The organism is Streptomyces sp. NPDC048383 (genome assembly GCF_040651775.1).
Lineage (GTDB): Bacteria > Actinomycetota > Actinomycetes > Streptomycetales > Streptomycetaceae > Streptomyces.
Genome location: NZ_JBEZKS010000017.1, coordinates 1 through 22,899, shown reverse-complemented (window position 1 = coordinate 22,899; position 22,899 = coordinate 1). Strand labels below are relative to the sequence as shown.

The window sequence follows — 22,899 nt, the reverse complement described above, 5'->3', positions numbered from 1 at the left end:
CGTTGCCCCGCCCCATGCCCACGGACGCACTCGTCACCGGACGGAAAGCCCCCTTCATGAGCCTGCACGGACTGCTCGACGCCGTCACCCGGGATCCCGCCCTCACCGAGGCGGTCACCGCGGCCGGGGACGGCAACCGGATGCACGTGGACCTCGTCGGCCCGCCGGCCGCCCGGCCCTTCGCGATCGCCGCGCTCGCCCGGCGCACCGGCCGGACGGTGCTCGCCGTGACGGCCACCGGCCGCGAGGCGGAGGACCTGGCCGCCGCGCTGCGCTCGCTGCTGCCCGAGGACGGGGTGGTGGACTACCCGTCCTGGGAGACGCTGCCCCACGAACGGCTGAGCCCGCGCAGCGACACCGTCGGACGCCGCATCGCCGTCCTGCGCCGGCTCGCCCACCCCAGCCCGGACGACCCGGCCGCCGGACCCGTGTCGGTGGTCGTCGCACCGATCCGCTCCGTGCTCCAGCCGCAGGTCAAGGGCCTCGGTGACCTGGTTCCGGTCAGCCTGCGGCAGGGGCAGAGCGTCGACCTGGGCGAGATCACCGCCGCCCTCGCGGCGGCCGCGTACGCCCGCGTCGAGCTGGTCGAGAAGCGCGGCGAGTTCGCCGTCCGCGGCGGCATCCTGGACGTGTTCCCGCCCACCGAGGAGCACCCGCTGCGCGTGGAGTTCTGGGGCGACGACGTCGAGGAGATCCGCTACTTCAAGGTCGCCGACCAGCGGTCCCTGGAGATCGCCGAGCACGGGCTGTGGGCCCCGCCCTGCCGCGAGCTGCTGCTCACCGACGAGGTGCGCGGGCGGGCCGCGGCGCTGGCCGAGCTCCATCCCGAGCTGGGCGAACTGCTCCACAAGATCGCCGAGGGGATCGCCGTCGAGGGCATGGAATCCCTCGCCCCGGTCCTCGTCGACGACATGGAACTGCTGATCGACGTCCTGCCCGCCGGGGCGATGGCCGTGGTCTGCGACCCGGAGCGGGTCCGTACCCGGGCCTCCGACCTGGTGGCGACCTCCCAGGAGTTCCTGATGGCCTCCTGGGCGGCCACCGCCGGCGGCGGCGAGGCGCCCATCGACGTCGGCGCGGCCTCCCTGCGGGGCATCGCGGACGTCCGCGAGCACGCCCGCGAGCTGGGCATGATGTGGTGGTCGGTGTCGCCGTTCGCCGCCGACGAGGACACCGTCGGCGGAGACACCCTCAAGCTCGGCATGCACGCCCCCGAGGCCTACCGCGGCGACACCGCCCGGGCGCTCGCCGACACCAAGGGCTGGCTCGCCGACGGTTGGCGCACCGTCTTCCTCACCGAGGGCCACGGCCCGGCCGTACGTACCGTCGAGGTCCTCGGCGGCGAGGGCATCGCCGCCCGGCTGGAGCCGGGCCTCGCGAAGCTCGAACCGTCCCTCGTGCACGTGGCCTGCGGCTCCCTCGACAACGGCTTCGTCGACCCGGCCCTGAAGCTGGCCGTCCTCACCGAGACCGACCTGACCGGCCAGCGCACCGCCACCAAGGACCTCGGCCGGATGCCGACCCGGCGCCGCAAGTCCGTCGACCCCCTCACCCTGGAGGTCGGCGACTACATCGTCCACGAGTCGCACGGCGTCGGCCGGTACGTGGAAATGGTGCAGCGCACCGTGCAGGGCGCCACCCGCGAGTACCTCCTCGTCGAGTACGCCCCCGCCAAGCGCGGCCAGCCCGGCGACCGCCTCTACATCCCCACCGACCAGCTGGAGCAGGTCACCAAGTACGTCGGCGGCGAGGCCCCGACCCTGCACCGGCTCGGCGGCGCCGACTGGACCAAGACCAAGGCGCGCGCGAAGAAGGCCGTCAAGGAGATCGCCGCCGACCTCATCAGGCTCTACAGCGCCCGCATGGCGGCCCCCGGCCACACCTTCGGCCCGGACACCCCCTGGCAGCGCGAACTGGAGGACGCCTTCCCGTACGCGGAGACGCCCGACCAGCTCACCACCATCGCCGAGGTCAAGGAGGACATGGAGAAGTCGGTCCCGATGGACCGGCTGATCTGCGGCGACGTCGGCTACGGCAAGACCGAGATCGCGGTCCGGGCCGCCTTCAAGGCCGTCCAGGACGGCAAGCAGGTCGCCGTGCTCGTCCCGACGACCCTGCTCGTGCAGCAGCACTTCGGCACCTTCTCCGAGCGGTACGCGCAGTTCCCCGTCGTGGTGAAGGCGCTGTCCCGCTTCCAGAGCGAGACCGAGTCGAAGGCCACCCTGGAGGGACTCAAGGAGGGCTCGGTCGACATCGTCATCGGTACCCACCGACTGTTCTCGCAGGAGACGAAGTTCAAGGACCTGGGCCTGGTCATCGTCGACGAGGAGCAGCGCTTCGGCGTCGAGCACAAGGAGCAGCTGAAGAAGCTCCGCGCCAACGTCGACGTGCTGACGATGTCCGCCACCCCGATCCCGCGCACCCTGGAGATGGCGGTGACCGGCATCCGCGAGATGTCGACGATCACCACCCCGCCGGAGGAGCGGCACCCGGTGCTGACCTTCGTCGGCCCGTACGAGGAGAAGCAGATCGGCGCGGCGATCCGCCGCGAGCTGCTCCGCGAGGGCCAGTGCTTCTACATCCACAACCGGGTCGAGTCCATCGACCGGGCGGCCGCGAAGCTGCGCGAGATCGTGCCCGAGGCGCGGATCGCGACCGCGCACGGCCAGATGTCCGAACAGGCCCTGGAACAGGTCGTGGTGGACTTCTGGGAGAAGAAGTTCGACGTCCTGGTGTCGACGACGATCGTCGAGTCGGGCATCGACATCTCCAACGCCAACACCCTCATCGTGGAGCGCGGCGACAACTTCGGCCTGTCGCAGCTGCACCAGCTGCGCGGCCGTGTCGGTCGAGGCCGCGAGCGCGGGTACGCGTACTTCCTGTACCCGCCGGAGAAGCCGCTGACGGAGACCGCGCACGAGCGGCTCGCGACGATCGCCCAGCACACCGAGATGGGCGCCGGCATGTACGTCGCCATGAAGGACCTGGAGATCCGCGGCGCGGGCAACCTGCTGGGCGGTGAGCAGTCCGGACACATCGCGGGCGTCGGCTTCGACCTGTACATCCGCATGGTCGGCGAGGCGGTCGCCGACTACCGGGCCGCCGTCGACGGCGGGGTGGAGGAGGAGCCGCCGCTGGAGGTGAAGATCGAGCTGCCGGTCGACGCGCACGTCCCGCACGACTACGCCCCCGGCGAGCGGCTGCGCCTCCAGGCCTACCGGTCCATCGCCGCGGCCAACTCGGAGGCGGACATCAAGGCGGTGCGGGAGGAACTCACCGACCGCTACGGCAAGCTGCCGGAGCCCGTGGAGAACCTGCTGCTGGTGGCGGGGCTGCGGATGCTGGCCCGGGCCTGCGGGGTCGGTGACATCACCCTCCAGGGCCCCAACGTCCGCTTCGGACCGGTGGAGTTGCGCGAATCGCAGGAGCTGCGACTGAAGCGGCTCCACCCCGGTACGGTCCTCAAGCCCGCGACCTCGCAGGTGCTGGTGCCGAGGCCGAAGACCGCGCGGGTCGGCGGGAAGCCGCTGGTCGGCCGGGAGCTCCTCGGCTGGACCGGGGAGTTCCTCACCACGATCCTCGGCTCGTAGTCGGGTCCACGCGTACGGGGAGGGCGCCGGCCGTGGCCGGCGCCCTCCCCGTACGCCCACCCGGCTCGAAGTCCGCCGGCTGCGGCTGCCCTCCAGGGCCTCCGCGACGGCCGTCGGGCGGATCCGTCCCGCCCGAGTGACCCCTGTGCGGCGACCCTGCAACGGTTGGGTCCATCCCCTCACGGACGGCCGGAAAGGCTGTATACGCTCATACCCGCAAACCGTCCGCACGGCCCGTCAGGAGCACCGATGCACGCCCCCGGCATCCCGCCGCAGCAAGGCCCCCACGGCCACCGTCCCACTTCCTCCACCGTGGTGACGCTGCGCGTGCTGTTCGCGGTGCTCCCCGTGATCAGCTGCGGCTTCCTCGCCTGGGGCGCGATGCTGCGCCTGGCCCTGGTGACCCGCAGGTCGCGCGACTGGATCCTGCTCGTCGTCAGCGGCCTGCTCGCCGTCGTCTGGATGACCTTCATCCAGCTCGACCCGACCGCCGAGACCGACGGCTGGCAGGGCAACCTCGGCGCCGGCGGCTCGATCCTCACCGGCTTCGCGACCTGCGTCTACTTCCTCATCGCCGACATCAAGCACCACGAGGCCCTCGCCTCCGCGCCGCCGGCCGCCGGCTGGTACCCGCAGCCCACCGGCGGGCCCCCTTACATGCCGCCGCAGCAGCAGACCAACCCCGCCTACGGGTACCCGCCCGCGCACACCCCCGTGCCCGGCCCCGCGCACACCCCCGTGCCCGGCGTACCGCGGAACCCGCCGCACGCCACCCCGCCGCCGCGCATCGGGCAGGTCCGCGCCGAACTGGACGAGCTCAGCGAACTCCTGCGCCGGCCGCAGCCACCGCAGCAGCCGCCGCGGCCCGGGGGCCCGTACCAGGACCCGAACGACACGGCCCGCCAGGACCGTGACAAGTGACCGAGGGAGAACGCCTCATCGGTGAGCGCTACCAGCTCGCCACCATCCTCGGACAGGGCGGCATGGGCCAGGTCTGGACGGCCTACGACCGCAGCCTGGACCGCCGCGTCGCCGTCAAACTGCTGCGCCCCGACAAGGTGGCCGGCCCCGGCACCGTCGCCGAGGAACTGCGCCGCCGCTTCGTGCGCGAGTGCCGCGTCACCGCCCAGGTCGACCACCCCGGGCTGGTCACCGTCCACGACGCGGGCAGCGACGGCGACGAGCTGTACCTCGTCATGGGCTACGTCGAGGGCTCCGACCTCGCCGACCACCTCGCCGAACACGACCCCTATCCCTGGCCGTGGGCCGTCTCCGTGGTCGCGCAGCTGTGCGCCGTCCTGTCGGCCGTGCACGCGGTGCCGATCGTCCACCGCGACCTGAAGCCGCGCAACGTGATGATCCGCCCTGACGGCACCGTCCTGGTCCTCGACCTCGGCGTCGCCTCCGTCATGGACACCGACACCACCCGTCTCACCAGCACCGGCACGCCCATCGGCAGCCCCGCCTACATGGCGCCCGAGCAGGCCATGGGCGGCGCCGTCGGCCCGTACACCGACCTGTACGCCCTCGGCGTGCTGCTGTACGAACTCCTCAGCGGCAACGTCCCGTTCGCCGGTTCCACCGCCCTCGGCGTCCTCCACCGGCACCTGTACGAGCCGCCGCTGCCCGTGCGCGGCGCCCGCCCGGAGATCCCGCGCGAACTGGAGGAGCTGCTGATGCGCCTCCTCGCCAAGGAGCCCCAGGACCGGCCCGGCTCCGCGCAGGAGGTCTACGAGGCCCTCGCCCCGCTGCTGCCCACCCGCGGCAGCCGGCTCCCGTCCGGCCCGCTCGACCCGACCCGCCCCTTCCTGCGCCCCCACGCCCCCTGGCCCGACCGCGCGGCCGTCGTCCCGCCGCGGCCGGCCGACCCGCCGGCGCCGCCCCGGCCCGACATCCCCGGCGCCGTCGACGAGGCCCGCAAGCTCCTCGACCAGGGCCGCCTCACCCAGGCCGTGGACATCCTCGGCGGCATCCTGCCGGCCGCCGCCGCCGAACACGGGGAGCACTCCCCGGTGGTCCGCTCCCTGCGCAAGCAGTACGCGGCCACCCTGATGGACGACGGCCAGTACCGCCGCGCCCTGCCCGAACTGCGCCGCCTCGCCGACGAGTTCCCCGCCGGCGATGCCCAGGCGCTGCGCTTCCGCTACGACGCGGCCCAGTGCCTGGAGCAACTCGGCGAACCGGCGGCGGCCCTCGCGGAGTACCGCTCCCTGCTCCCGCTCTTCGAGAACCACTACGCCAACCCGGACCCGGGCCTGCCCCTGGAGGTCCGCCGCCGCATAGCGCACCTGCTGCTCTCCCTCGGCGACCGGCCGGGCGCCCATGACACCCTGGTCCGGCTCCTGTTCGACGCGGACCGCGTCCACGGCCCGGGCCACCCGCTGCCGGTGGAGGTCCGCCGCACCCTCCAGTGGCTGGGCCAGGTCCGCTGACGCGGCTGCCCTGGTGCTGTGACCTAGGCTCCCGCGCCCCGCTGCCGGCGCCGGTACGCCGAGCCCAGCAGGACCGCCGCCGCCACCGCGGCCACCGCCGCGCCGGGCAACAGCCCCGGCGGCCGGAACCCGCAGTCCAGGGTGGTGGTGCGGCCGTCCAGCGGGACGGCGACCAGGCCCAGGCGCTCCCCGGCCGGCCGGCCGTCGCAGGTCCAGCCCGCGACGGCCGGCACCGACAGGACCGCCGTGCCCGTACGGCCCGGAGGCAGGGTCGCGCGCACGCCCGACGCGGAGACCCGTACGGAGGTCGCGGCCGAGGCGCGCAGCGCGTCCACCGCCGCGTCCAGTCGGGGCCGGTCCAGACAGGACAGGGTCCAGGCCGCCGGTTCGGGGCGGTCGAAGACCAGCTTCGAGGCGGGGCCGTGCGAGACGCCCATCGGTTGGAGCGCGGCCCGGTTGCGGGGCGCCCACCCGTTCAGCCGGAAGGCGGGGCCGTCCGCGAGGCGGGCCGTGGCGTTGTACTCCGGCGCCCACAGGAAGGCCTCCGTGCCGGCCCGGCAGACCCCGGGGGCGACCGGGTCCTCGTACACCCGCGCACCCAGCAGCAGTTCCTGGTTGGCGAAGGGCGAGTCCCCGTAGGCGGGCGGCGGGCCCGGGGGGCGGACCGTCACCAGCGGCGGGACCTCGGCGCGGGCCACGGTGCCGTCGGGCCTCAGCCGGGCACCGACCGCGAACACCGCGTCCGTCACCGGGTTGTCGAGGCTCTGGACGTTGCGGCCCCGCGAGGTCCAGCCCGCGCCCAGCGCCGCCATCGAGCGGGTGAACACGTCCGGGGTGTGGCTGCTGTAGTACGCGCCGCCCTCACCGCCCAGCAGCATCGGGTCGTTGCCCGACAGCGCCGGCCGGCCCGGGTCCGTCCGGTACGCGGGCCAGCCGTCGGCCGCCGCCAGGACCGCGGCCCGGGCCGTGTGGCCGGCGCCCCAGGACGGGTAGTCGTCCAGCCCGCCCAGCTTCCCCTTGTGCCCGTACGCCGTCGTCGCCGCGGCCTGCGCGCCCAGCACCGCGACCAACAGGGCCGCCGCCAGCGGCGCCGCCCGGCGCCGTCCCAGCGCCCACCACGCCCAGCCGGACGCCGCCAGACCGGCGCCGAACAGGGCCACTCCCCACGTCGTCGTCAGCCCGCTGCCGGCCGCCGCCACCGCCACGACCGTCACCAGGACGCCCGCGCCCGCCGCGAGCGCCCGCACCCCGGGCAGCCCGGCGGCCAGCCCCGACCAGGCGGCGATCACCACGATCCCGGCCAGCACGAAGGTCTGCCGGTACGGGCTGCCGTTCGGCGTCGCGAACACGTGCCACGCCAGATGGGTCGGCGCCCACTGCAAGGACAGCAGCACGGCGGCCGGTAGCCCCGCCCACCACCACCGGGTCCGGGCCGGCAGCGCCCGGTGGAACGGCAGCGCCGCCACGAGCAACAGGGTCCCGGTGCCCACGAACAGGGCGGGGGAGGAGAACGAGTACGTCGCCGGCAGCAGCCGGGCGAACAGGTCCGGCCACGGCACCGGCCGGAACTCCTTGAACCAGCCCGGATAGGCCTGCTTCGAGCTGAGGAACAGCGGCACCAGCAGCGGCGCCGCCAACGCGATGCCCAGCAGCGTCGTCACCGCCCCGCGCAGGCACACCCGGACCCGCTCGCGGACCTCGTCCCGGGTCAGCGCCACCCGGACCAGCAGGACCAGGGCCGCGCCCAGCGTGGCCATGTACGCGGTGTAGAAGTTCGCCGTCCAGCACAGCGCCACCACCAGCGCCCCCGCCACCGGACGGCGCGAACGCAGCGCCCATTCGCCGGTCAGGCACAGCAGCGGGAAGGCGATCAGCCCGTCCAGCCACATCGGGTTGTAGGCGGCCTCGACCACCGACCAGCCGCACAGCGCGTACGAGGCGCCCAGCAGGCCCGCCGCCCACCACGGCCCGCGCCGCTGGGTGCGCAGCAGCCAGGCCATCGCCGCCGCGGCGGCGGCCGTCTTGAGCACGGTGACCACGTACACCGCGAGGTCGATGTCGGCGCGCGGGAAGAACGCCACCAGGACGGCGAACGGGCTGGACAGGTACGTCCCCAGGTCCGGCAGGAAGCTGGTGCCGTACCCGGAGCGCCAGTTGAACAACAGACCGCCCTCGGCCCGCCCGTGCAGCAGGTCCCACAGCTGCGCGTGGAAGGGGACGAACTGGTTCCCGAGGTCGTTGACGCTGCGGTGGCGCGGACCGTACGGGAAGACCCGCGCGACGGCGTCCCCCGCGCAGACGGCGGCCGTCGTGATCAGGACGGCCAGTGCGGCCCCGGCCGAGGCGGCGCGGCGACCGGCCCGGAGCCGGGAGGCGGCCGCGGAGCCCGTCGCGGGGTCCGCCGAGGGGGCCGGACCGGCGTCCGCGGCGCGGGCGGCGGAGCGGTGCGGGGCGTGCTGCGATGTCGACATGGTGGGCCGACCTTCCCAGGAACGGAGGACGTGGCGGTGGCCGGGGAGTGAACTCGTACCCCAACACCCCCGGAATCGTTGGTCGAACCGGTGGCTCGGGCCACCCTGACTGCATACCATCGATCACCGCACGGCCCTTGTGCACCGACGCACAATCTCCCGGCCCTGGAGGCTCCTTTGCACCGTCGCACAGCGCTCTCCGTCTCCGCCGCCCTGCTCGTGGCGGCTCCCCTGCTGTCGGCCTGCTCGGGCGAGACCCGCCCCGGCACCGCGGCCGTCGTGGGCGGTGAACGGATCACCACCTCCGCGCTCCAGGCCCAGGTGAACGACGTCCGCACCGCGCAGAACCGTTCCGAGCAGGGTGCCCAGCTCATCGAGGCCAGCGCCGGCCTGGAACGCACCAAACTCAACAAGATGATCCAGACCGCCGTCCTGGAGCACGCCGCCAAGGCCGCCGGGGTGTCGGTGACCACCAAGGAGATCGAGGGCGTCCACAAGGCCCAGCTCCAGCAGGCGGGCGACGAGAAGACCCTGCGGGCGGCCGCCCTCCAGCAGGCGCAGCTGGCGCCCGGCCAGATGGAGGCCGACGCCCGCTTCAAGCTGCTGCGCGACAAGCTGTTCGCGCACTACGGCAACCAGGAGAAGGCCCTGGCCCAGCTCGGCGCGGCGGCGAAGGACCTCGACATCGAGGTCAACCCGCGCTACGGCCGCTGGGACGCCCAGCAGATCCTGCTCGGCGACCAGGAGACCCCGTGGATCACCCAGCGCACCCGGCCCGAGCAGGCTCCCCCCGCCGGGGCCTGAGCCCGCGCGACGGAGGTAGGTTCGGAGGGTGACCGACCACACCGCCGAACCCACCCCCGCCGCTCCCGCCGCCGCTCCGGCCCCCGCCGACGGACGGACCCCCGTCCCGGCCGGCCGCATCGTGCTGCTGACCGCGAGCCACCGGGTCGCCCCCGGGCTGCTGTCCTGGCCCGCCTGGCGGACCCTGCACGACGCGGACCGGGTGCTGTGCGCCGACCCGGGGCACCCGCAGCTGCCGTACCTGCGCGAGGCGGGCGTCAGCGTGGAGCAGGTCGCCCCCGACGCGCACGAGCTGGTCGAGGCCTGCGCCGGCGGCCGTACGGTCGTGGTGATCCCGGGCGGGGAGGGCGACGGCCGACTCACCGACGGGCTGGCCCGCCTCGCCGGCTCCGGCCGCGTCTCCATGCCCGACCTGGAGCTGCTGCCCGGCTCGTACGACCTGCCCGGCGCCCGACTGCTCGACGTGGTGCAGGTGATGGACCGGGTCCGGCGCGAGTGCCCCTGGACCTCCCGGCAGACCCACGAGGGGCTGGTGAAGTACGCGCTGGAGGAGGCGTACGAGCTGGTCGAGGCGATCGAGGGCGGGGACCGCGCCGAACTGCGCGAGGAGCTCGGCGACGTGCTGCTCCAGGTCGTCTTCCACGCCCGGATCGCCCAGGAGGGCGTCACGGACGGCGAAGGAGCGGAGACCGACGCCGACGACGAAGCCGCCGTCGGGCCGTTCTCCATCGACGACGTGGCCGGTGACCTGGTCGACAAGCTCATCCGCCGGCACCCGCACGTGTTCGGCGACGAGAAGGCCGACACCCCGGAGGAGGTCCACGCGCACTGGCAGGCCACCAAGGCCGTCGAGAAGCAGCGCGCGTCGGTGACCGACGGGGTCCCGCTCGCCCAGCCCGGGCTCGCGCTCGCCGCCAAGCTCGCGGGTCGGGTCCGCGCGGCGGGGCTTCCCGTGGAGCTGCCCGAGGGCGAGGGGATCGGCCGGGAACTGCTGGCGCTGGCGGCGCGCGCCGAGGAGGCGGGAACGGATCCCGAGACCGCGCTCCGCGTGGCGGCCCGCGCCTACCGGGACGCGATCCGGGCGGCCGAGGGCCTCGCGTAGCGCCGGCGCCCGGTGGCGAGGGCGGCTCAGTCCTCGCGCGGGGCGCGTCCCGACGGGTTGTGCCAGTGCGTGGCGGGCCGGTCCAGGAACCACTCGCCGAAGCCGGTCGGCCGGTTCGGGGCGGCACCGACCGGCGGAACGGTGTCGTGGAAGAGGCGGTCCGGGCGGGCCCCGAGCCCTTCCAGCAGCTGAACGGTCTCCTCGACGAACTGCGGCGGCCCGCTGAGGTAGACGTCCTGCTCCCGCCACAGGCCCCGGTTGCTGAGCGCGGTCGCCAGCCGCTCGGTCGCCTGGTTGCGGTGCCGGCCGGGGGCGGGCGTGATGTAGGTGACGGCGAGCCAGCGCAGCTCGGCGGCGTACGCGTCGATCAGCGGCCGGTCGTAGAGGTGCGCGGCGTCCCGGGCGACCGCGAAGAGCCGTACGTCGTGATCGGGAGGACGCTCCACGAGGTCCTCCAGCATGGCGCGGACGGGCGCCCAGCCGGTCCCGGCGGCGATGAGGGTGACCGGCCGGTCCGCGCGCCGCAGGGTCAGCGCCCCGCCGGGCGCGCCGAGCCGCAGCCGTTCGCCGGGCCGGACCTCGCGGACCAGGGCGGTGCTGAGCCGGCCGCCTTCGATGCGGCTGACGTGGAGGTCGACGGTGCCGTCGGAGCGGGGCGCGTTGCCCAGCGAGTACGTCCGCCAGGTGGTCGGCACGCGCGCGCTGCACACGCTCACGTACTGGCCGGGGAGATGGGGGAGGGGCGCGTGCGGCCGCAGGGTCAGTACGGCGATGTCGTCCCCGTACTGGAGGTGCCGCACGATCTCGGCGTCCCACCAGGGCGGTGAGTCGTCGTCGGCGGCGCCGGCCGTCATCATGTCGGCGATCACCTGGTAGGCCTCGGCCCAGGCCTTCTCGGTGGCCGGGGTCCACGCCTCGCCGGAGGTCTCGGCGAGCGCGGCCAACAGACTGGCGCCGACGGCCGCGTAGTGCTCCGGGCCGACGAGGAACTTGCGGTGGTCACGGCCGAGGTCGCGGAGGTAGGGCAGGAGGAGGGCCTCGTCCTCCAGCCGGGAGACCACCTGGGTGAGGGCCGCGAAGAGCCGGTCCCGCTGCCGCTCCATGTCCTGCGGGGCGGGCGGGAAGAGCTCGCGGAACCCGGGGTTGTGCCAGAACAGGTGGGAGTAGAAGTACTTGACCGCGTGCTCGGCCCTCCTCTCCACCACCGCGAAGCTGCTCTTCAAGATCCTCACATCCACAAAACCGAAAGTAGGAACGGCGGGGAACGGGACGTCAAGGGATGGCCGATCTGCGGACAGCCGCGACGAACCCCCCATATCGGAGCACCCGTACGGTCCGGGATACGGTCTGCGGGTGCATGAGCAGACCTCCGCGACCCCGGCCGACTCCGCCCCCACCGAGGGGCCGACCCTCTTCGACTGGGAGTTCGCGACCGACCCCTACCCCGCCTACGCCTGGCTGCGCGAGCACTCCCCGGTGCACCGCACCAAGCTCCCGAGCGGGGTGGAGGCCTGGCTGGTCACCCGCTACGCCGACGCCCGACAGGCCCTCGCCGACCAGCGCCTGAGCAAGAACCCCGCGCACCACGCCGCGCCCGCCCACGCCAAGGGCCGGACGGGCATCCCGGGGGAGCGCAAGGCGGAGCTGATGACGCACCTGCTGAACATCGACCCGCCGGACCACACCCGGCTGCGCCGACTGGTGTCGAAGGCGTTCACCCCGCGCCGCGTCGCCGAGTTCGCCCCGCGCGTGCAGGAGCTCACCGACCACCTGATCGACGCCTTCGCCGCGAAGGGGGAGGCCGACCTCATCCACGAGTTCGCCTTCCCGCTCCCCATCTACGCCATCTGCGAGATGCTCGGGGTACCGCGCGAGGACCAGGACGACTTCCGCGACTGGGCCGGGATGATGATCCGGCACGGAGGGGGCCCGCGCGGCGGGGTCGCCCGCTCGGTCAAGCAGATGCGGACATATCTCGGGGAACTCATCCACCGGAAACGGGACGACCTCGGCAATGACCTCATCTCCGACCTGATCCGGGCAAGCGACCACGGTGACCACCTCACCGAGGCCGAGGCCACCGCGATGGCGTTCATCCTGCTGTTCGCCGGCTTCGAGACGACCGTGAACCTCATCGGCAACGGCGTCCACTCCCTCTTCATGAACCCGGAACAACGCGAGCGGCTCCAAGCCTCGCTCGCTGCGGGCGAGAGCGCCCTCCTGGAGACCGGGGTCGAGGAACTCCTGCGCCACGACGGCCCGGTGGAGCTGGCCACCTGGCGGTTCGCGACCGTCCCGCTGACCCTCGGCGGGCAGGAGATCGCCGCCGGCGACCCGGTGCTGGTGGTCCTCGCGGCGGCCGACCGGGATCCGGAACGGTTCGCCGATCCAAACACCCTGGACCTGTCCCGGAGTGACAACCAACACCTCGGGTACGGCCACGGGATCCACTACTGCCTGGGCGCGCCGCTCGCCCGGCTCGAAGGACAGACGGCGCTCGCGACTTTGCTGACGCGTCTGCCGGATCTGGAACTTGCCGTTCCCCCCACGGACCTGCGCTGGCGCGGCGGACTCATCATGCGTGGCCTGCGCACGCTTCCGGTTCGCTTCACACCTCGAAACAACTGAGTCGTTTCCTGAGGCCGTCTGATCACACGTCAGTCGCCGACCGAACTTGTGACAATCGTTCGAAGGCCGCTAGGTTCTGCCGTTACCCCGCCGTTATGCGAAAGGTAAAGCCTCATGCGTTCCGGGAACGGCCGCCACAGACGCCCCCGCCAGGTACCCGCCCTGGTCGTCACCGCCGGAGTCACAGGCTCCGCACTCGCCCTGCCCCTGCTCGCCGCGACGAACGCGAGCGCGGCCGACACGACCACGTGGGACAAGGTGGCCGACTGCGAGAGCGGCGGCAGCTGGAGTGCCAACTACGGCAGCGGCGAGTACGGCGGGCTCCAGTTCACCCAGGAGCAGTGGAGGAACGCGGGCGGACTCGCCTACGCGGAGCGCCCGGACCTCGCCAGCCGCTCCCAGCAGATAGCCATCGGCGAGAAGGTGCTGGCCTCGCAGGGCCCCCAGGCGTGGCCGCTGTGCGCCGCCTCGGCCGGACTGACCCAGCAGGGCCCGGCCGCCGCGGTGGACCCGGGTGACCCCCGGCCCGCCGGGCCGGTCGCCCCCGCCCCCGTACGGCCCGACGGTTCGGTGCCCGTCGCGGGCTCCGAGCCCGCCGTCGACTTCGGGGCCCCGACCCCGCAGCCGGCGCAGGGTGGCCCGTCCACCGGCCCGACCGGCCTGCCGGACTACCCGCAGGGCCCCGCCGGCGGACTGCCCGTCATGCCCGACCCGGACTCCCCGGCCCCGTCCACGGACCCGACGGTCCCGCCGACGACCGCGCCGCCCACCACGACCCCGCCGACCACGGCGTCCACCACGCCGGTGGACCCGACGGCCCCCGGAACCCCGACCGTTCCGGGCACCCCCACCGTTCCGGGGGACCCGACGGCGCCCACGGCCCCGCTCACCCCGGGTGCCACGCCCTCGGCCGTGCCGGCCGGCGCGATCGACGCAGCGGTCGACGGAGCGGGCAAGCACCGCGGTCCGGCGGCCGTCGAGCCGCACGGCTCGTCTGACGCCGCGTCGACCCCCTCGTACACGGTCAAGGCCGGCGACAGCCTCACCGCGATCGCCGACGCCCAAGGCCTCAAGGGTGGTTGGAACACGCTCTACGCGGCCAACGAGCAGGTCATCGGCGGGAACGCGGACCTCATCAAGCCGGGTCAGAACCTGGATCTAACCAAGGAATAGGGGCAGTTCGCCCAGTCGGAAAGAGTTGAATGTCCGTTATCGGCAAATGAGACATGCGTCTCTTCCGATCAACTGGCGTGTCTCGTTCCGGAACTTCCACAAACCCGCCCCTCACCTGCGTAAACGTACTTTTGAGGAACGCAAGGAGGCCGGTTTCTCCCTGATGTCGCGCGTTGAACATCAGGGGGAGACCTGTCTACCTTCTGAGTCGCTCGCCACCGCGGGCTCCTTCGACCGCATCGCCGAATCCTGCCGGCGGACGGGGGGAACAGTCGTCGCGCAAGCGCCGAAGGCAGGAGCGGGGGAACCAAGGTAGGCGCCGGGAAAGGCCGTTGGAAGACGGCCGCGTACCGGCTTGGGGTTAAGCCACGTGCTCGACACGTGACCGGGCAACTCATCCGCCCGAACCCGACAGCTCACCTCGAAGGCGTCGGTGAGGAGAACTCCATGCTGCTTTCCGGCAAGGGCAAGCACCGTCGCGGCTCCAAGGCCGTCCGTATCGTCACGCTCGCCGGTGTCGCCGGTGTCGCCGTCGCGGCCCCGCTGATGGCCGCCGGTACCGCGAGCGCCGCGACCGTCTCCGAGTGGGACAAGGTCGCGCAGTGCGAGTCCGGTGGCAACTGGGCCATCAACACCGGCAACGGTTACTACGGCGGCCTGCAGTTCTCGGCCTCCACCTGGGCCGGCTACGGCGGCAAGGCGTACGCCGCCACGGCCAACCAGGCCAGCAAGTCCCAGCAGATAGCCATCGCCGAGAAGGTCCTCAAGGGCCAGGGCAAGGGCGCCTGGCCGCACTGCGGCAAGGGCCTGTCCAACGCCGCGTACAACGGCGGCGGCTCGACCACCACGCCCGCCAAGCCGAAGCCCGAGACGAAGCCGGCCAAGCCCGCCCCGGCGAAGCCCGCGAAGCCGGCCACGCCCGCCAAGCCGGCGACGCCGAAGGCCGAGCCGAAGCGCACCGAGGTCCCCGTCTCCCGCTCCGAGCGCGTCGAGACCCCGGCCGTCAAGCCGCAGGCCCCCAAGACCGAGGCCCCGGCGACCGGCAACGGCTCCTACGTCGTCAAGGCCGGCGACACCCTGGGCACCATCGCCCAGGCGAACGGCGTCAAGGGTGGCTGGGAGAAGCTCTTCCAGCTGAACAACGACACCGTCAAGGACGCCGACCTGATCTTCCCGGGTCAGAAGCTGAAGCTCAGCTGAATCACCGCACCACACCGCACGGCGGCCTGAACACCGCACGGCGGCGCACCACACCGCATGACACCGCATCACGCGCGGTCCCGCAGCATGTCCACCGCCCGGCCCGCATCCCCTCGCGCGCCGGGCGGCGGCATGCTCGCGGGCATGTCCGGCGGCGCGTTCCGGGGCGGCTCCCGCGGCCCGTTCCGGAGCCGGCGCGGGCGGCCCTCCGCGGGCCGGAGTCCACTTTCTCAAGAGCCCTATGTCCTGGAAGAGGAGCATTCAGCCCCTATTTCGTCCCAGGACCCGGGCGGTCGGCGGGCCCAGTGCCCGGAGCCGGTTAGGCTCTAGGCGGCAAGGCCATCCCACGGCCTGACACGCCACCGCACACCCAGCGTCACATCCCAGAAGGAGATGCTCGTGCCGTCCATCGACGTCGTCGTAGCCCGGGAAATCCTGGACTCCCGAGGCAACCCCACGGTCGAGGTCGAGGTGGGCCTCGACGATGGCAGCACCGGCCGTGCTGCAGTTCCGTCCGGCGCCTCCACCGGTGCATTCGAGGCCATCGAGCTGCGTGACGGTGACCCCAACCGTTACTTCGGCAAGGGTGTCGAGAAGGCCGTCCTCGCCGTCATCGAGCAGATCGGCCCGGAGCTCGTCGGCTACGACGCCACCGAGCAGCGGCTGATCGACCAGGCCATGTTCGACCTGGACGCCACCGACAACAAGGGCTCCCTCGGCGCCAACGCGATCCTCGGCGTGTCCCTCGCCGTGGCGCACGCCGCGTCCGAGGCCTCGGACCTCCCGCTCTTCCGCTACCTCGGCGGCCCGAACGCGCACCTGCTGCCCGTTCCGATGATGAACATCCTCAACGGTGGGTCGCACGCCGACTCCAACGTGGACATCCAGGAGTTCATGATCGCCCCGATCGGCGCGGAGTCCTTCTCCGAGGCGCTGCGCTGGGGTGCCGAGGTCTACCACACCCTCAAGAAGGTCCTGCACACCAAGGGCCTCTCCACCGGTCTCGGTGACGAGGGCGGCTTCGCCCCGAACCTGGAGTCCAACCGCGCCGCGCTCGACCTCATCGTCGAGGCCATCAAGCAGGCCGGCTACGTCCCGGGCAAGGACATCGCGCTCGCGCTCGACGTCGCCGCGTCCGAGTTCTACAAGGACGGCAAGTACGAGTTCGAGGGCCAGTCCCGCTCGGCCGCCGAGATGACCGAGTACTACGAGGAGCTCGTCTCCGCGTACCCGATGGTCTCCATCGAGGACCCGCTGTACGAGGACGACTGGGCCGGCTGGAAGACCCTCACCGACAAGCTGGGCGCCAAGGTCCAGATCGTCGGCGACGACCTCTTCGTCACCAACCCGGAGCGTCTGGCCCGCGGCATCGAGGAGGGCTCCGCGAACGCCCTGCTCGTCAAGGTGAACCAGATCGGTTCGCTGACCGAGACCCTCGACGCCGTCGAGATGGCCCAGCGCAACGGCTTCAAGTGCATGATGTCGCACCGCTCCGGCGAGACCGAGGACGTCACCATCGCCGACCTCGCCGTCGCCGTGAACTGCGGCCAGATCAAGACCGGCGCCCCGGCCCGCTCGGACCGCGTCGCCAAGTACAACCAGCTGCTGCGCATCGAGGAGATCCTCGACGACGCCGCCGTGTACGCGGGCCGCTCCGCCTTCCCGCGCTTCAAGGGCTAAGGGCCAATCAGCGCCTCGCGGCGCCGGCCTCCGTACGTCCCCGCACTCGGTCCCGTACCGTGTGCGGGGACGTATTGCGTAGCGCGCATCCAGGGGAGGCGGGACCATGGCCGGGAACCGGGACCGGTTCTCCACCTTCTCGACGGCGACCAGGCTCAAGCAGCTCGGTGAGCGGACCGCCGCGCACGTCTACCGCTCGCAGACGCGGCGCCAGGTCCGCCGCAGCCGGCTCACCGGCCGGGCCGCGTTGCTGGTCCTCGTCCTCTGTACCCTGGTCGTCGCCCTCGCGTACCCGATGCGCCAGTACGTGTCCCAGCGCTCGGAGATCGCGGACCAGCAACGGAACGCGGTCGACGCGTACAAGCGCCTCGAACAGCTCCGCGACGAGAAGGCCCGCTGGCAGGACCCGGCCTACGCGGAGCAGCAGGCGCGCAAGCACCTGCACTTCCTGCGGCCGGGCGAGACCGGCTACATCATGAAGGACCCCGGGGCCGAGGCCCCGGAGCACCGCCGCGGCGGGCAGGCCGGTTCCGACCGGCCCTGGTACTCCAACGTCTGGGACGGGGTCGACAAGGCCGACCGCCCCGGCGACTGAGCGCGTACCCGCCCGCCCCGCACCCACCACCCACGAGACCGAAGAGACTTCCTCCAGGCATGCAGACGCCCCCGCCCCAGACCGACCGGACCGAGCCGACCGACGCGGACATCGAGGCGTTCGAGCAGCAGCTCGGCCGCCCCCCGCGCGGACTGCGCGCCATCGCGCACCGCTGCCCCTGCGGGCAGCCGGACGTCGTCGAGACCGCGCCCCGGCTCCCCGACGGCACCCCCTTCCCCACGCTGTACTACTTGACGTGCCCGCGCGCGGCCTCCGCGATCGGCACGCTGGAGGCCAACGGCGTGATGAAGGAGATGCAGGCCCGGCTCGCCGAGGACCCGGAACTCGCGGCCGCCTACCGGGCCGCGCACGAGGACTACATCCGGCGCCGCGACGCCATCGACGTGCTCCAGGGCTTCCCGAGCGCCGGCGGCATGCCCGACCGGGTCAAGTGCCTGCACGTGCTCGTCGGTCACTCGCTGGCCGCGGGCCCGGGCGTGAACCCGTTCGGCGACGAGGCGCTGGCGATGCTGCCCGAGTGGTGGGCCAAGGGCGCCTGCGTCACCCCGTGCGGCGAGAAGACCGAGGAGGCCGACGAGAAGGCCGAGGGTTCCCCGTGACCCGGGTCGCGGGCATCGACTGCGGCACCAACTCCATCCGCCTGCTCGTCGCGGACTGCGACCCGGCGACCGGTGCGATGACCGAGCTGGACCGGCGGATGACCATCGTCCGGCTCGGCCAGGGCGTGGACCGCACCGGCCGGCTCGCCCCGGACGCGCTGGAGCGCACCTTCGCGGCCTGCCGCGAGTACGCCGCGGTGATCAAGGACCTCGGCGCCGAGCGGGTCCGTTTCGTGGCCACCTCGGCCTCCCGGGACGCCGAGAACCGGGACGAGTTCGTCCGCGGCGTCCTCGACATCCTGGGCGTCGAGCCCGAGGTGATCTCCGGGGACCAGGAGGCGGAGTTCTCCTTCACCGGCGCCACCAAGGACCTCACCGGCGCCGGGCCGTTGGAGCCGCCCTTCCTGGTGGTGGACATCGGCGGCGGCTCCACCGAGTTCGTCGTCGGTGGGGAACACGTGCGCGCGGCCCGCTCGGTGGACGTCGGCTGCGTCCGGATGACCGAACGTCACCTCGTGGTGGACGGCCGGATCACCGACCCGCCCACGGCCGCGCAGATCGCCGCCGTACGGGCCGACATCGAGGCGGCGCTCGACCTCGCGGCCGAGACCGTCCCGCTGGCCGAGGCCCGCACCCTGGTCGGCCTGGCCGGCTCGGTGACCACGGTCGCCGCCATCGCCCTCGGCCTGGACGCGTACGACTCCGCGGCGATCCACCACTCCCGGATCCCCTACGAACGGGTCCGCGAGATCACCGAGCGCATGCTGACCTCCACGCACGCGCAGCGCGCGGCGATCCCCGTCATGCACGCCGGCCGGGTGGACGTCATCGGCGCCGGCGCCCTGGTCCTCCTCGCGATCATGGAGCGCACCGGGGCCCGCGAGGTCGTCGTCTCGGAACACGACATCCTCGACGGCATCGCGATCAGGACCGCGGAAGAGGCCGAGGCCGACAAGCGACGGGTCTGACCTGACCGACCGCTGAAAGACGGTGCTCCGGTCGACCGACCGGAGCACCGCCGTCGTGTCCGGACCCGCATGTCGCGGTGGATGCGGACTCACATGCTGCGGTGTCAGTGCGGCGAGGATGCGCATCGCGGCCGGCCTGTCGATGGCCCGGCGTCGCCCGATCCTGCTCGGTCAGGGTTCAGCCGTGGCTCCGACCGTCCTCCAGGGGCGCCGGAGGATCGTGGTCCGGGCGAGAACCGTCAGTGCGGCGGCAGTGCGGAGCGCGTCGGGGAGGGCCCCGGCGGCCCTTGCGGGGGCCGAAAGTCCCCCTGCCCACATGAACTTCGTGAAGTTCTTCACAAGGAATCCGAGCCGCTGGACCCACATTGGGGCCCCTTCGGGGCCGGCAGGTGGCCTTCGAGGGTGTGTTCGTGTGAATGGTGGACATCCGGGGAGGTCGCCGGTAGGTATCCACCAACCCGGTGGTCTACTCCGCTCAAGGGCCTGGAGGCCAGTTCAGGACGGGTGAACAACGATTCCCGCCACCCCTCGGTTCCCGTTCCGTCCCATGACCTGGGTCACGTGGGCCGCGCAGTGTAGCAGAGGTGTCATATCACCTTGTGAAGGGGCTCACGAGCGTCACCCCTGAGGGTGCTGGATACTCATTCTCATGAGCACCACGGAGCGTCCCAGGATCCTCGTTGTAGGAGGTGGGTACGTAGGCCTGTACGCAGCCAAGCGCATCATGAAGAAGATGCGCTACGGCGAGGCGACCGTCACGGTCGTCGACCCGCGCTCGTACATGACCTACCAGCCCTTCCTCCCCGAAGTGGCCGCAGGCAGCATCTCGCCTCGGCACGTCGTCGTCCCGCTGCGACGCGTGCTGCCCAAGGCAGAGGTCCTCACCGGCCGGGTCACGACCATCGACCAGGACCGCAAGGTCGCCGTCGTCACGCCGCTGGTCGGCGAGGCGTACGAGCTGCCTTTCGACTACCTGGTGATCGCGCTCGGCGCCGTTTCCCGCACCTTCCCGATCCCCGGCCTGGCCGAACAGGGCATCGGCATGAAGGGCGTGGAAGAGGGCATCGGCCTGCGCAACCACGTACTCGAACAGCTCGACAAGGCCGAGTCCACGACGGACGAGAACGTCCGCCGCAAGGCCCTCACCTTCGTCTTCGTCGGCGGCGGCTTCGCCGGTGCGGAGACCATCGGTGAGGTCGAGGACATGGCCCGCGACGCCGCCAAGTACTACGCCACGATCAAGCGCGAGGACATGCGCTTCATCCTGGTCGACGCGGCGGACAAGATCCTTCCCGAGGTCGGGCCGAAGCTCGGCACCTGGGGCAAGGAGCACCTCGAGTCGCGCGGCATCGAGATCTACCTCAACACCTCCATGGACTCCTGCGTGGACGGCCACGTGGTGCTGAAGAACGGCCTCGAGGTCGACTCCAACACCATCGTCTGGACCGCCGGCGTCAAGCCGAACCCGGTGCTGGCCCGCTACGGCCTGCCGCTGGGCCCGCGCGGCCACGTCGACGCCGACCCGACCCTCCAGGTCAAGGGCACGGACTACATCTGGACCGCGGGCGACAACGCCCAGGTTCCGGACGTCGCCGCCCGCAAGGCCGGCGTGGAGAACGCCTGGTGCCCGCCGAACGCCCAGCACGCGCTGCGCCAGGCGAAGGTCCTCGGCGACAACGTGATCTCGGGCATGCGGGGCTTCCCGCAGAAGACGTACGAGCACTCCAACAAGGGTGCGGTGGCGGGCCTCGGCCTCCACAAGGGCGTCGCGATGATCGTCATGGGCAAGATGAAGATCAAGCTCAAGGGCCGGCTCGCCTGGTACATGCACCGTGGCTACCACGGCATGGCCATGCCGACCTGGAACCGCAAGATCCGCGTCTTCGCCGACTGGACCCTCGGCATGTTCCTCAAGCGCGAGGTGGTCTCCCTCGGAGCCCTCGAAACCCCGCGCGAGGAGTTCTACGAGGCCGCCAAGCCGGCGCCGGCCCCCGCGGCCGCCGCCGCCCCGGCCGAGAAGGCCAAGGCCTCCTGATCCGGCGCGGCCCGGCAGGAACCTGAGCACGACCCGTACGTCCCCGAAGGGGCCTCCCGCCATCCGTGGTGCGGGCGGCCCCTTCGGCGTACCCCGCCGCGGGCGGCTGATTGGCGCGGATCGGAAGTGGGTAGGCCGTTCGGTCGGAACTTCTGGAGGTGCCTGCGATGACCGACGCCGCGCCGCGGCTGGCCGCTCTTGCCGAAACACTGTTGGGCGCCCCCCTGCCCGTCCGCATACGGGCCTGGGACGGCACCGAAGCCGGCCCCGCGACGGGCCCCGTCCTGGTCCTGGTGAACCGTCGGGCCCTGCGCCGCATGCTCTGGAAGCCGGGCGAGCTCGGGCTGGCCCGGGCCTACGTCGCCGGCGACCTGACCGTCGAGGGCGACCTCTTCGAACTGCTGGACCGGGTGGGCGGCCTGCTCTGGGAGCGGGAGTCCGCCTCGGCGCCCACCACCCTGCCGAGCGGGCCGGCCAAGCTCGCCGCGCTGCGCCCGTTCCTGCCCGTCCGGGCCGCCGGCGCCGCCGACACGGCGGTGCTGCTGCGCGACCCGGACGTACGGGCCGCCGTGCGCGAGCTGGTGACCCTGGCGCGCCCCTGGGCGGCGCCCGCCCCGCCGCCCGAGGAGGCTCCCCGTCGCGGCGGCCCCGCGCACTCCAAGGGCCGCGACCGGCAGGCGATCAGCCACCACTACGACGTGGGCAACGAGTTCTACGAGCGCGTGCTCGGCCCCTCGATGGTCTACTCGTGCGCCTACTGGGCCCCGGGCGGCACCCTGGAGGACGCCCAGCGGGACAAGCTCGACCTGGTCTGCCGCAAGCTCGGCCTGACCCCCGGCACCCGGCTCCTCGACGTGGGCTGCGGCTGGGGCTCCATGGCCCTGCACGCGGCCCGCGAGTACGGGGCCTCGGTCACCGGCATCACCCTGTCCCGGGAGCAGGCCGCGTACGCCCGCAAGCGGGTCGCGGACGAGGGTCTGACCGACCGGGTCGAGATCCGGGTGCAGGACTACCGGGACGTCAAGGACGGCCCCTACGACGCCATTTCCTCGATCGGGATGGCCGAGCACGTCGGCGCCGACCGCTACCGCCAGTACGCCCGCACCCTGCACGCCCTGCTGGCCCCCGGCGGCCGGTTGCTGAACCACCAGATCGCCAGACCTCCGGAGCCCGACGAAGAGGCGCACCGGATCGACGAGTTCATAGACGCCTACGTCTTCCCCGACGGCGAGCTCTCCCCGCTCGGCACCACCGTCGGCGAGCTGGAACGGGCCGGTTTCGAGGTCCGCGACGTCGAATCGCTGCGCGAGCACTACGCGCTCACCCTGCGCGCCTGGGTGACCCGGCTGGAGGACCACTGGGACGAGGCCGTCCGGCTGACCTCGCCCGGCCGGGCCCGCGTCTGGCTGCTGTACATGGCGGCCTCCGCGCTCGGCTTCGAGCACGCCCGCCTCGGCGTGAACCAGGTCCTCGCGGTCCGGCCGCGCACCGGCGGGGCCGCCGACCTGCCGCTGCGCACGCGGACCTGGGGCGCCGCGTAGGCACACGGCCCCGCGCGGGACGCGAGGGACACGGAGGGGCCCCGGGGCTCACCAAGTAGG

Annotated in this window: 16 protein-coding genes and 1 riboswitch; of the genes, 14 read left to right on the top strand and 2 right to left on the bottom strand. The window is 72.7% G+C overall.

Translation table 11 applies throughout. The features are described 5' to 3' along the window. Positions 1 to 56: 56 nt before the first annotated feature. The 3 genes from mfd (at position 57) to AB0D46_RS14510 (ending at position 6,022) form a co-directional block, all read left to right on the top strand. Complete coding sequence (mfd, locus tag AB0D46_RS14520) at positions 57 to 3,590, top strand: transcription-repair coupling factor (RefSeq protein ID WP_362877649.1); 3,534 nt, start codon at positions 57 to 59, stop codon at positions 3,588 to 3,590. Positions 3,591 to 3,839: 249 nt separating this feature from the next. Further along, positions 3,840 to 4,511, top strand: a complete 672-nt coding sequence (locus AB0D46_RS14515; protein WP_362877648.1) for a hypothetical protein — start codon at positions 3,840 to 3,842, stop codon at positions 4,509 to 4,511. Further along, positions 4,508 to 6,022, top strand: coding sequence for a serine/threonine-protein kinase (locus AB0D46_RS14510; protein ID WP_362877647.1), 1,515 nt, complete (start codon positions 4,508 to 4,510; stop codon positions 6,020 to 6,022). Before AB0D46_RS14515 ends, AB0D46_RS14510 begins: the two co-directional genes overlap by 4 nt. Positions 6,023 to 6,045: 23 nt before the next feature. Here AB0D46_RS14510 and AB0D46_RS14505 read toward each other — a convergent pair whose 3' ends face one another. Then, the gene (locus AB0D46_RS14505) at positions 6,046 to 8,493 is read right to left on the bottom strand and encodes a YfhO family protein (RefSeq protein ID WP_362877646.1); all 2,448 of its coding nucleotides are present in this window, start codon (positions 8,491 to 8,493) and stop codon (positions 6,046 to 6,048) included. 177 nt (positions 8,494 to 8,670) lie between these two features. Between AB0D46_RS14505 and AB0D46_RS14500 the strand changes: the two genes are divergently transcribed. Together AB0D46_RS14500 and AB0D46_RS14495 are read left to right on the top strand one after the other, a co-directional pair. Next, positions 8,671 to 9,297, top strand: coding sequence for a SurA N-terminal domain-containing protein (locus tag AB0D46_RS14500; protein WP_362877645.1), 627 nt, complete (start codon positions 8,671 to 8,673; stop codon positions 9,295 to 9,297). A 28-nt stretch (positions 9,298 to 9,325) separates the two neighbouring features. Next, entirely contained in the window at positions 9,326 to 10,399 is a 1,074-nt protein-coding gene (locus AB0D46_RS14495; RefSeq protein WP_362877644.1) for a nucleoside triphosphate pyrophosphohydrolase, read from the top strand. 26 nt (positions 10,400 to 10,425) lie between these two features. Here AB0D46_RS14495 and AB0D46_RS14490 read toward each other — a convergent pair whose 3' ends face one another. Beyond that, positions 10,426 to 11,631 carry a globin domain-containing protein gene (locus AB0D46_RS14490; RefSeq protein WP_362877643.1) on the bottom strand — a complete coding sequence of 402 codons (1,206 nt, stop codon included), beginning with the start codon at positions 11,629 to 11,631 and terminating at the stop codon, positions 10,426 to 10,428. A 121-nt stretch (positions 11,632 to 11,752) separates the two neighbouring features. Here AB0D46_RS14490 and AB0D46_RS14485 point away from each other — a divergent pair, with 121 nt between their 5' ends. The 9 genes from AB0D46_RS14485 to AB0D46_RS14445 all read left to right on the top strand — a co-directional run bounded on the left by AB0D46_RS14485 (position 11,753) and on the right by AB0D46_RS14445 (position 22,839). Continuing rightward, complete coding sequence (locus tag AB0D46_RS14485; RefSeq protein ID WP_362877642.1) at positions 11,753 to 13,027, top strand: cytochrome P450; 1,275 nt, start codon at positions 11,753 to 11,755, stop codon at positions 13,025 to 13,027. Positions 13,028 to 13,141: 114 nt separating this feature from the next. Beyond that, positions 13,142 to 14,200, top strand: a complete 1,059-nt coding sequence (locus AB0D46_RS14480; RefSeq protein ID WP_362877641.1) for a transglycosylase family protein — start codon at positions 13,142 to 13,144, stop codon at positions 14,198 to 14,200. 274 nt (positions 14,201 to 14,474) lie between these two features. Further along, positions 14,475 to 14,645, top strand: a riboswitch (cyclic di-AMP (ydaO/yuaA leader). 2 nt (positions 14,646 to 14,647) lie between these two features. Continuing rightward, a complete protein-coding gene (locus tag AB0D46_RS14475; RefSeq protein WP_362877640.1) occupies positions 14,648 to 15,400 on the top strand; it encodes a transglycosylase family protein in 753 nt (250 codons plus the stop codon). Between the two features lie 393 nt (positions 15,401 to 15,793). Then, on the top strand, positions 15,794 to 17,080 hold the full coding sequence (gene eno / locus AB0D46_RS14470; protein ID WP_326590032.1) for a phosphopyruvate hydratase: 1,287 nt from the start codon (positions 15,794 to 15,796) through the stop codon (positions 17,078 to 17,080). A 106-nt stretch (positions 17,081 to 17,186) separates the two neighbouring features. After that, the gene (locus AB0D46_RS14465; protein ID WP_362877639.1) at positions 17,187 to 17,675 is read left to right on the top strand and encodes a septum formation initiator family protein; all 489 of its coding nucleotides are present in this window, start codon (positions 17,187 to 17,189) and stop codon (positions 17,673 to 17,675) included. Between the two features lie 59 nt (positions 17,676 to 17,734). Further along, a complete protein-coding gene (locus AB0D46_RS14460) occupies positions 17,735 to 18,295 on the top strand; it encodes a DUF501 domain-containing protein (protein WP_362877638.1) in 561 nt (186 codons plus the stop codon). Then, positions 18,292 to 19,263, top strand: coding sequence for a Ppx/GppA phosphatase family protein (locus AB0D46_RS14455; RefSeq protein ID WP_362877637.1), 972 nt, complete (start codon positions 18,292 to 18,294; stop codon positions 19,261 to 19,263). The genes AB0D46_RS14460 and AB0D46_RS14455 overlap by 4 nt, the downstream gene beginning before the upstream one ends. A 649-nt stretch (positions 19,264 to 19,912) precedes the next feature. Beyond that, entirely contained in the window at positions 19,913 to 21,298 is a 1,386-nt protein-coding gene (locus tag AB0D46_RS14450; protein WP_362877636.1) for an NAD(P)/FAD-dependent oxidoreductase, read from the top strand. Between the two features lie 167 nt (positions 21,299 to 21,465). Next, positions 21,466 to 22,839 (top strand): cyclopropane-fatty-acyl-phospholipid synthase family protein, encoded by a 1,374-nt coding sequence (locus AB0D46_RS14445; protein WP_362877635.1) that lies wholly within the window; start codon positions 21,466 to 21,468, stop codon positions 22,837 to 22,839. Positions 22,840 to 22,899 lie beyond the last annotated feature (60 nt).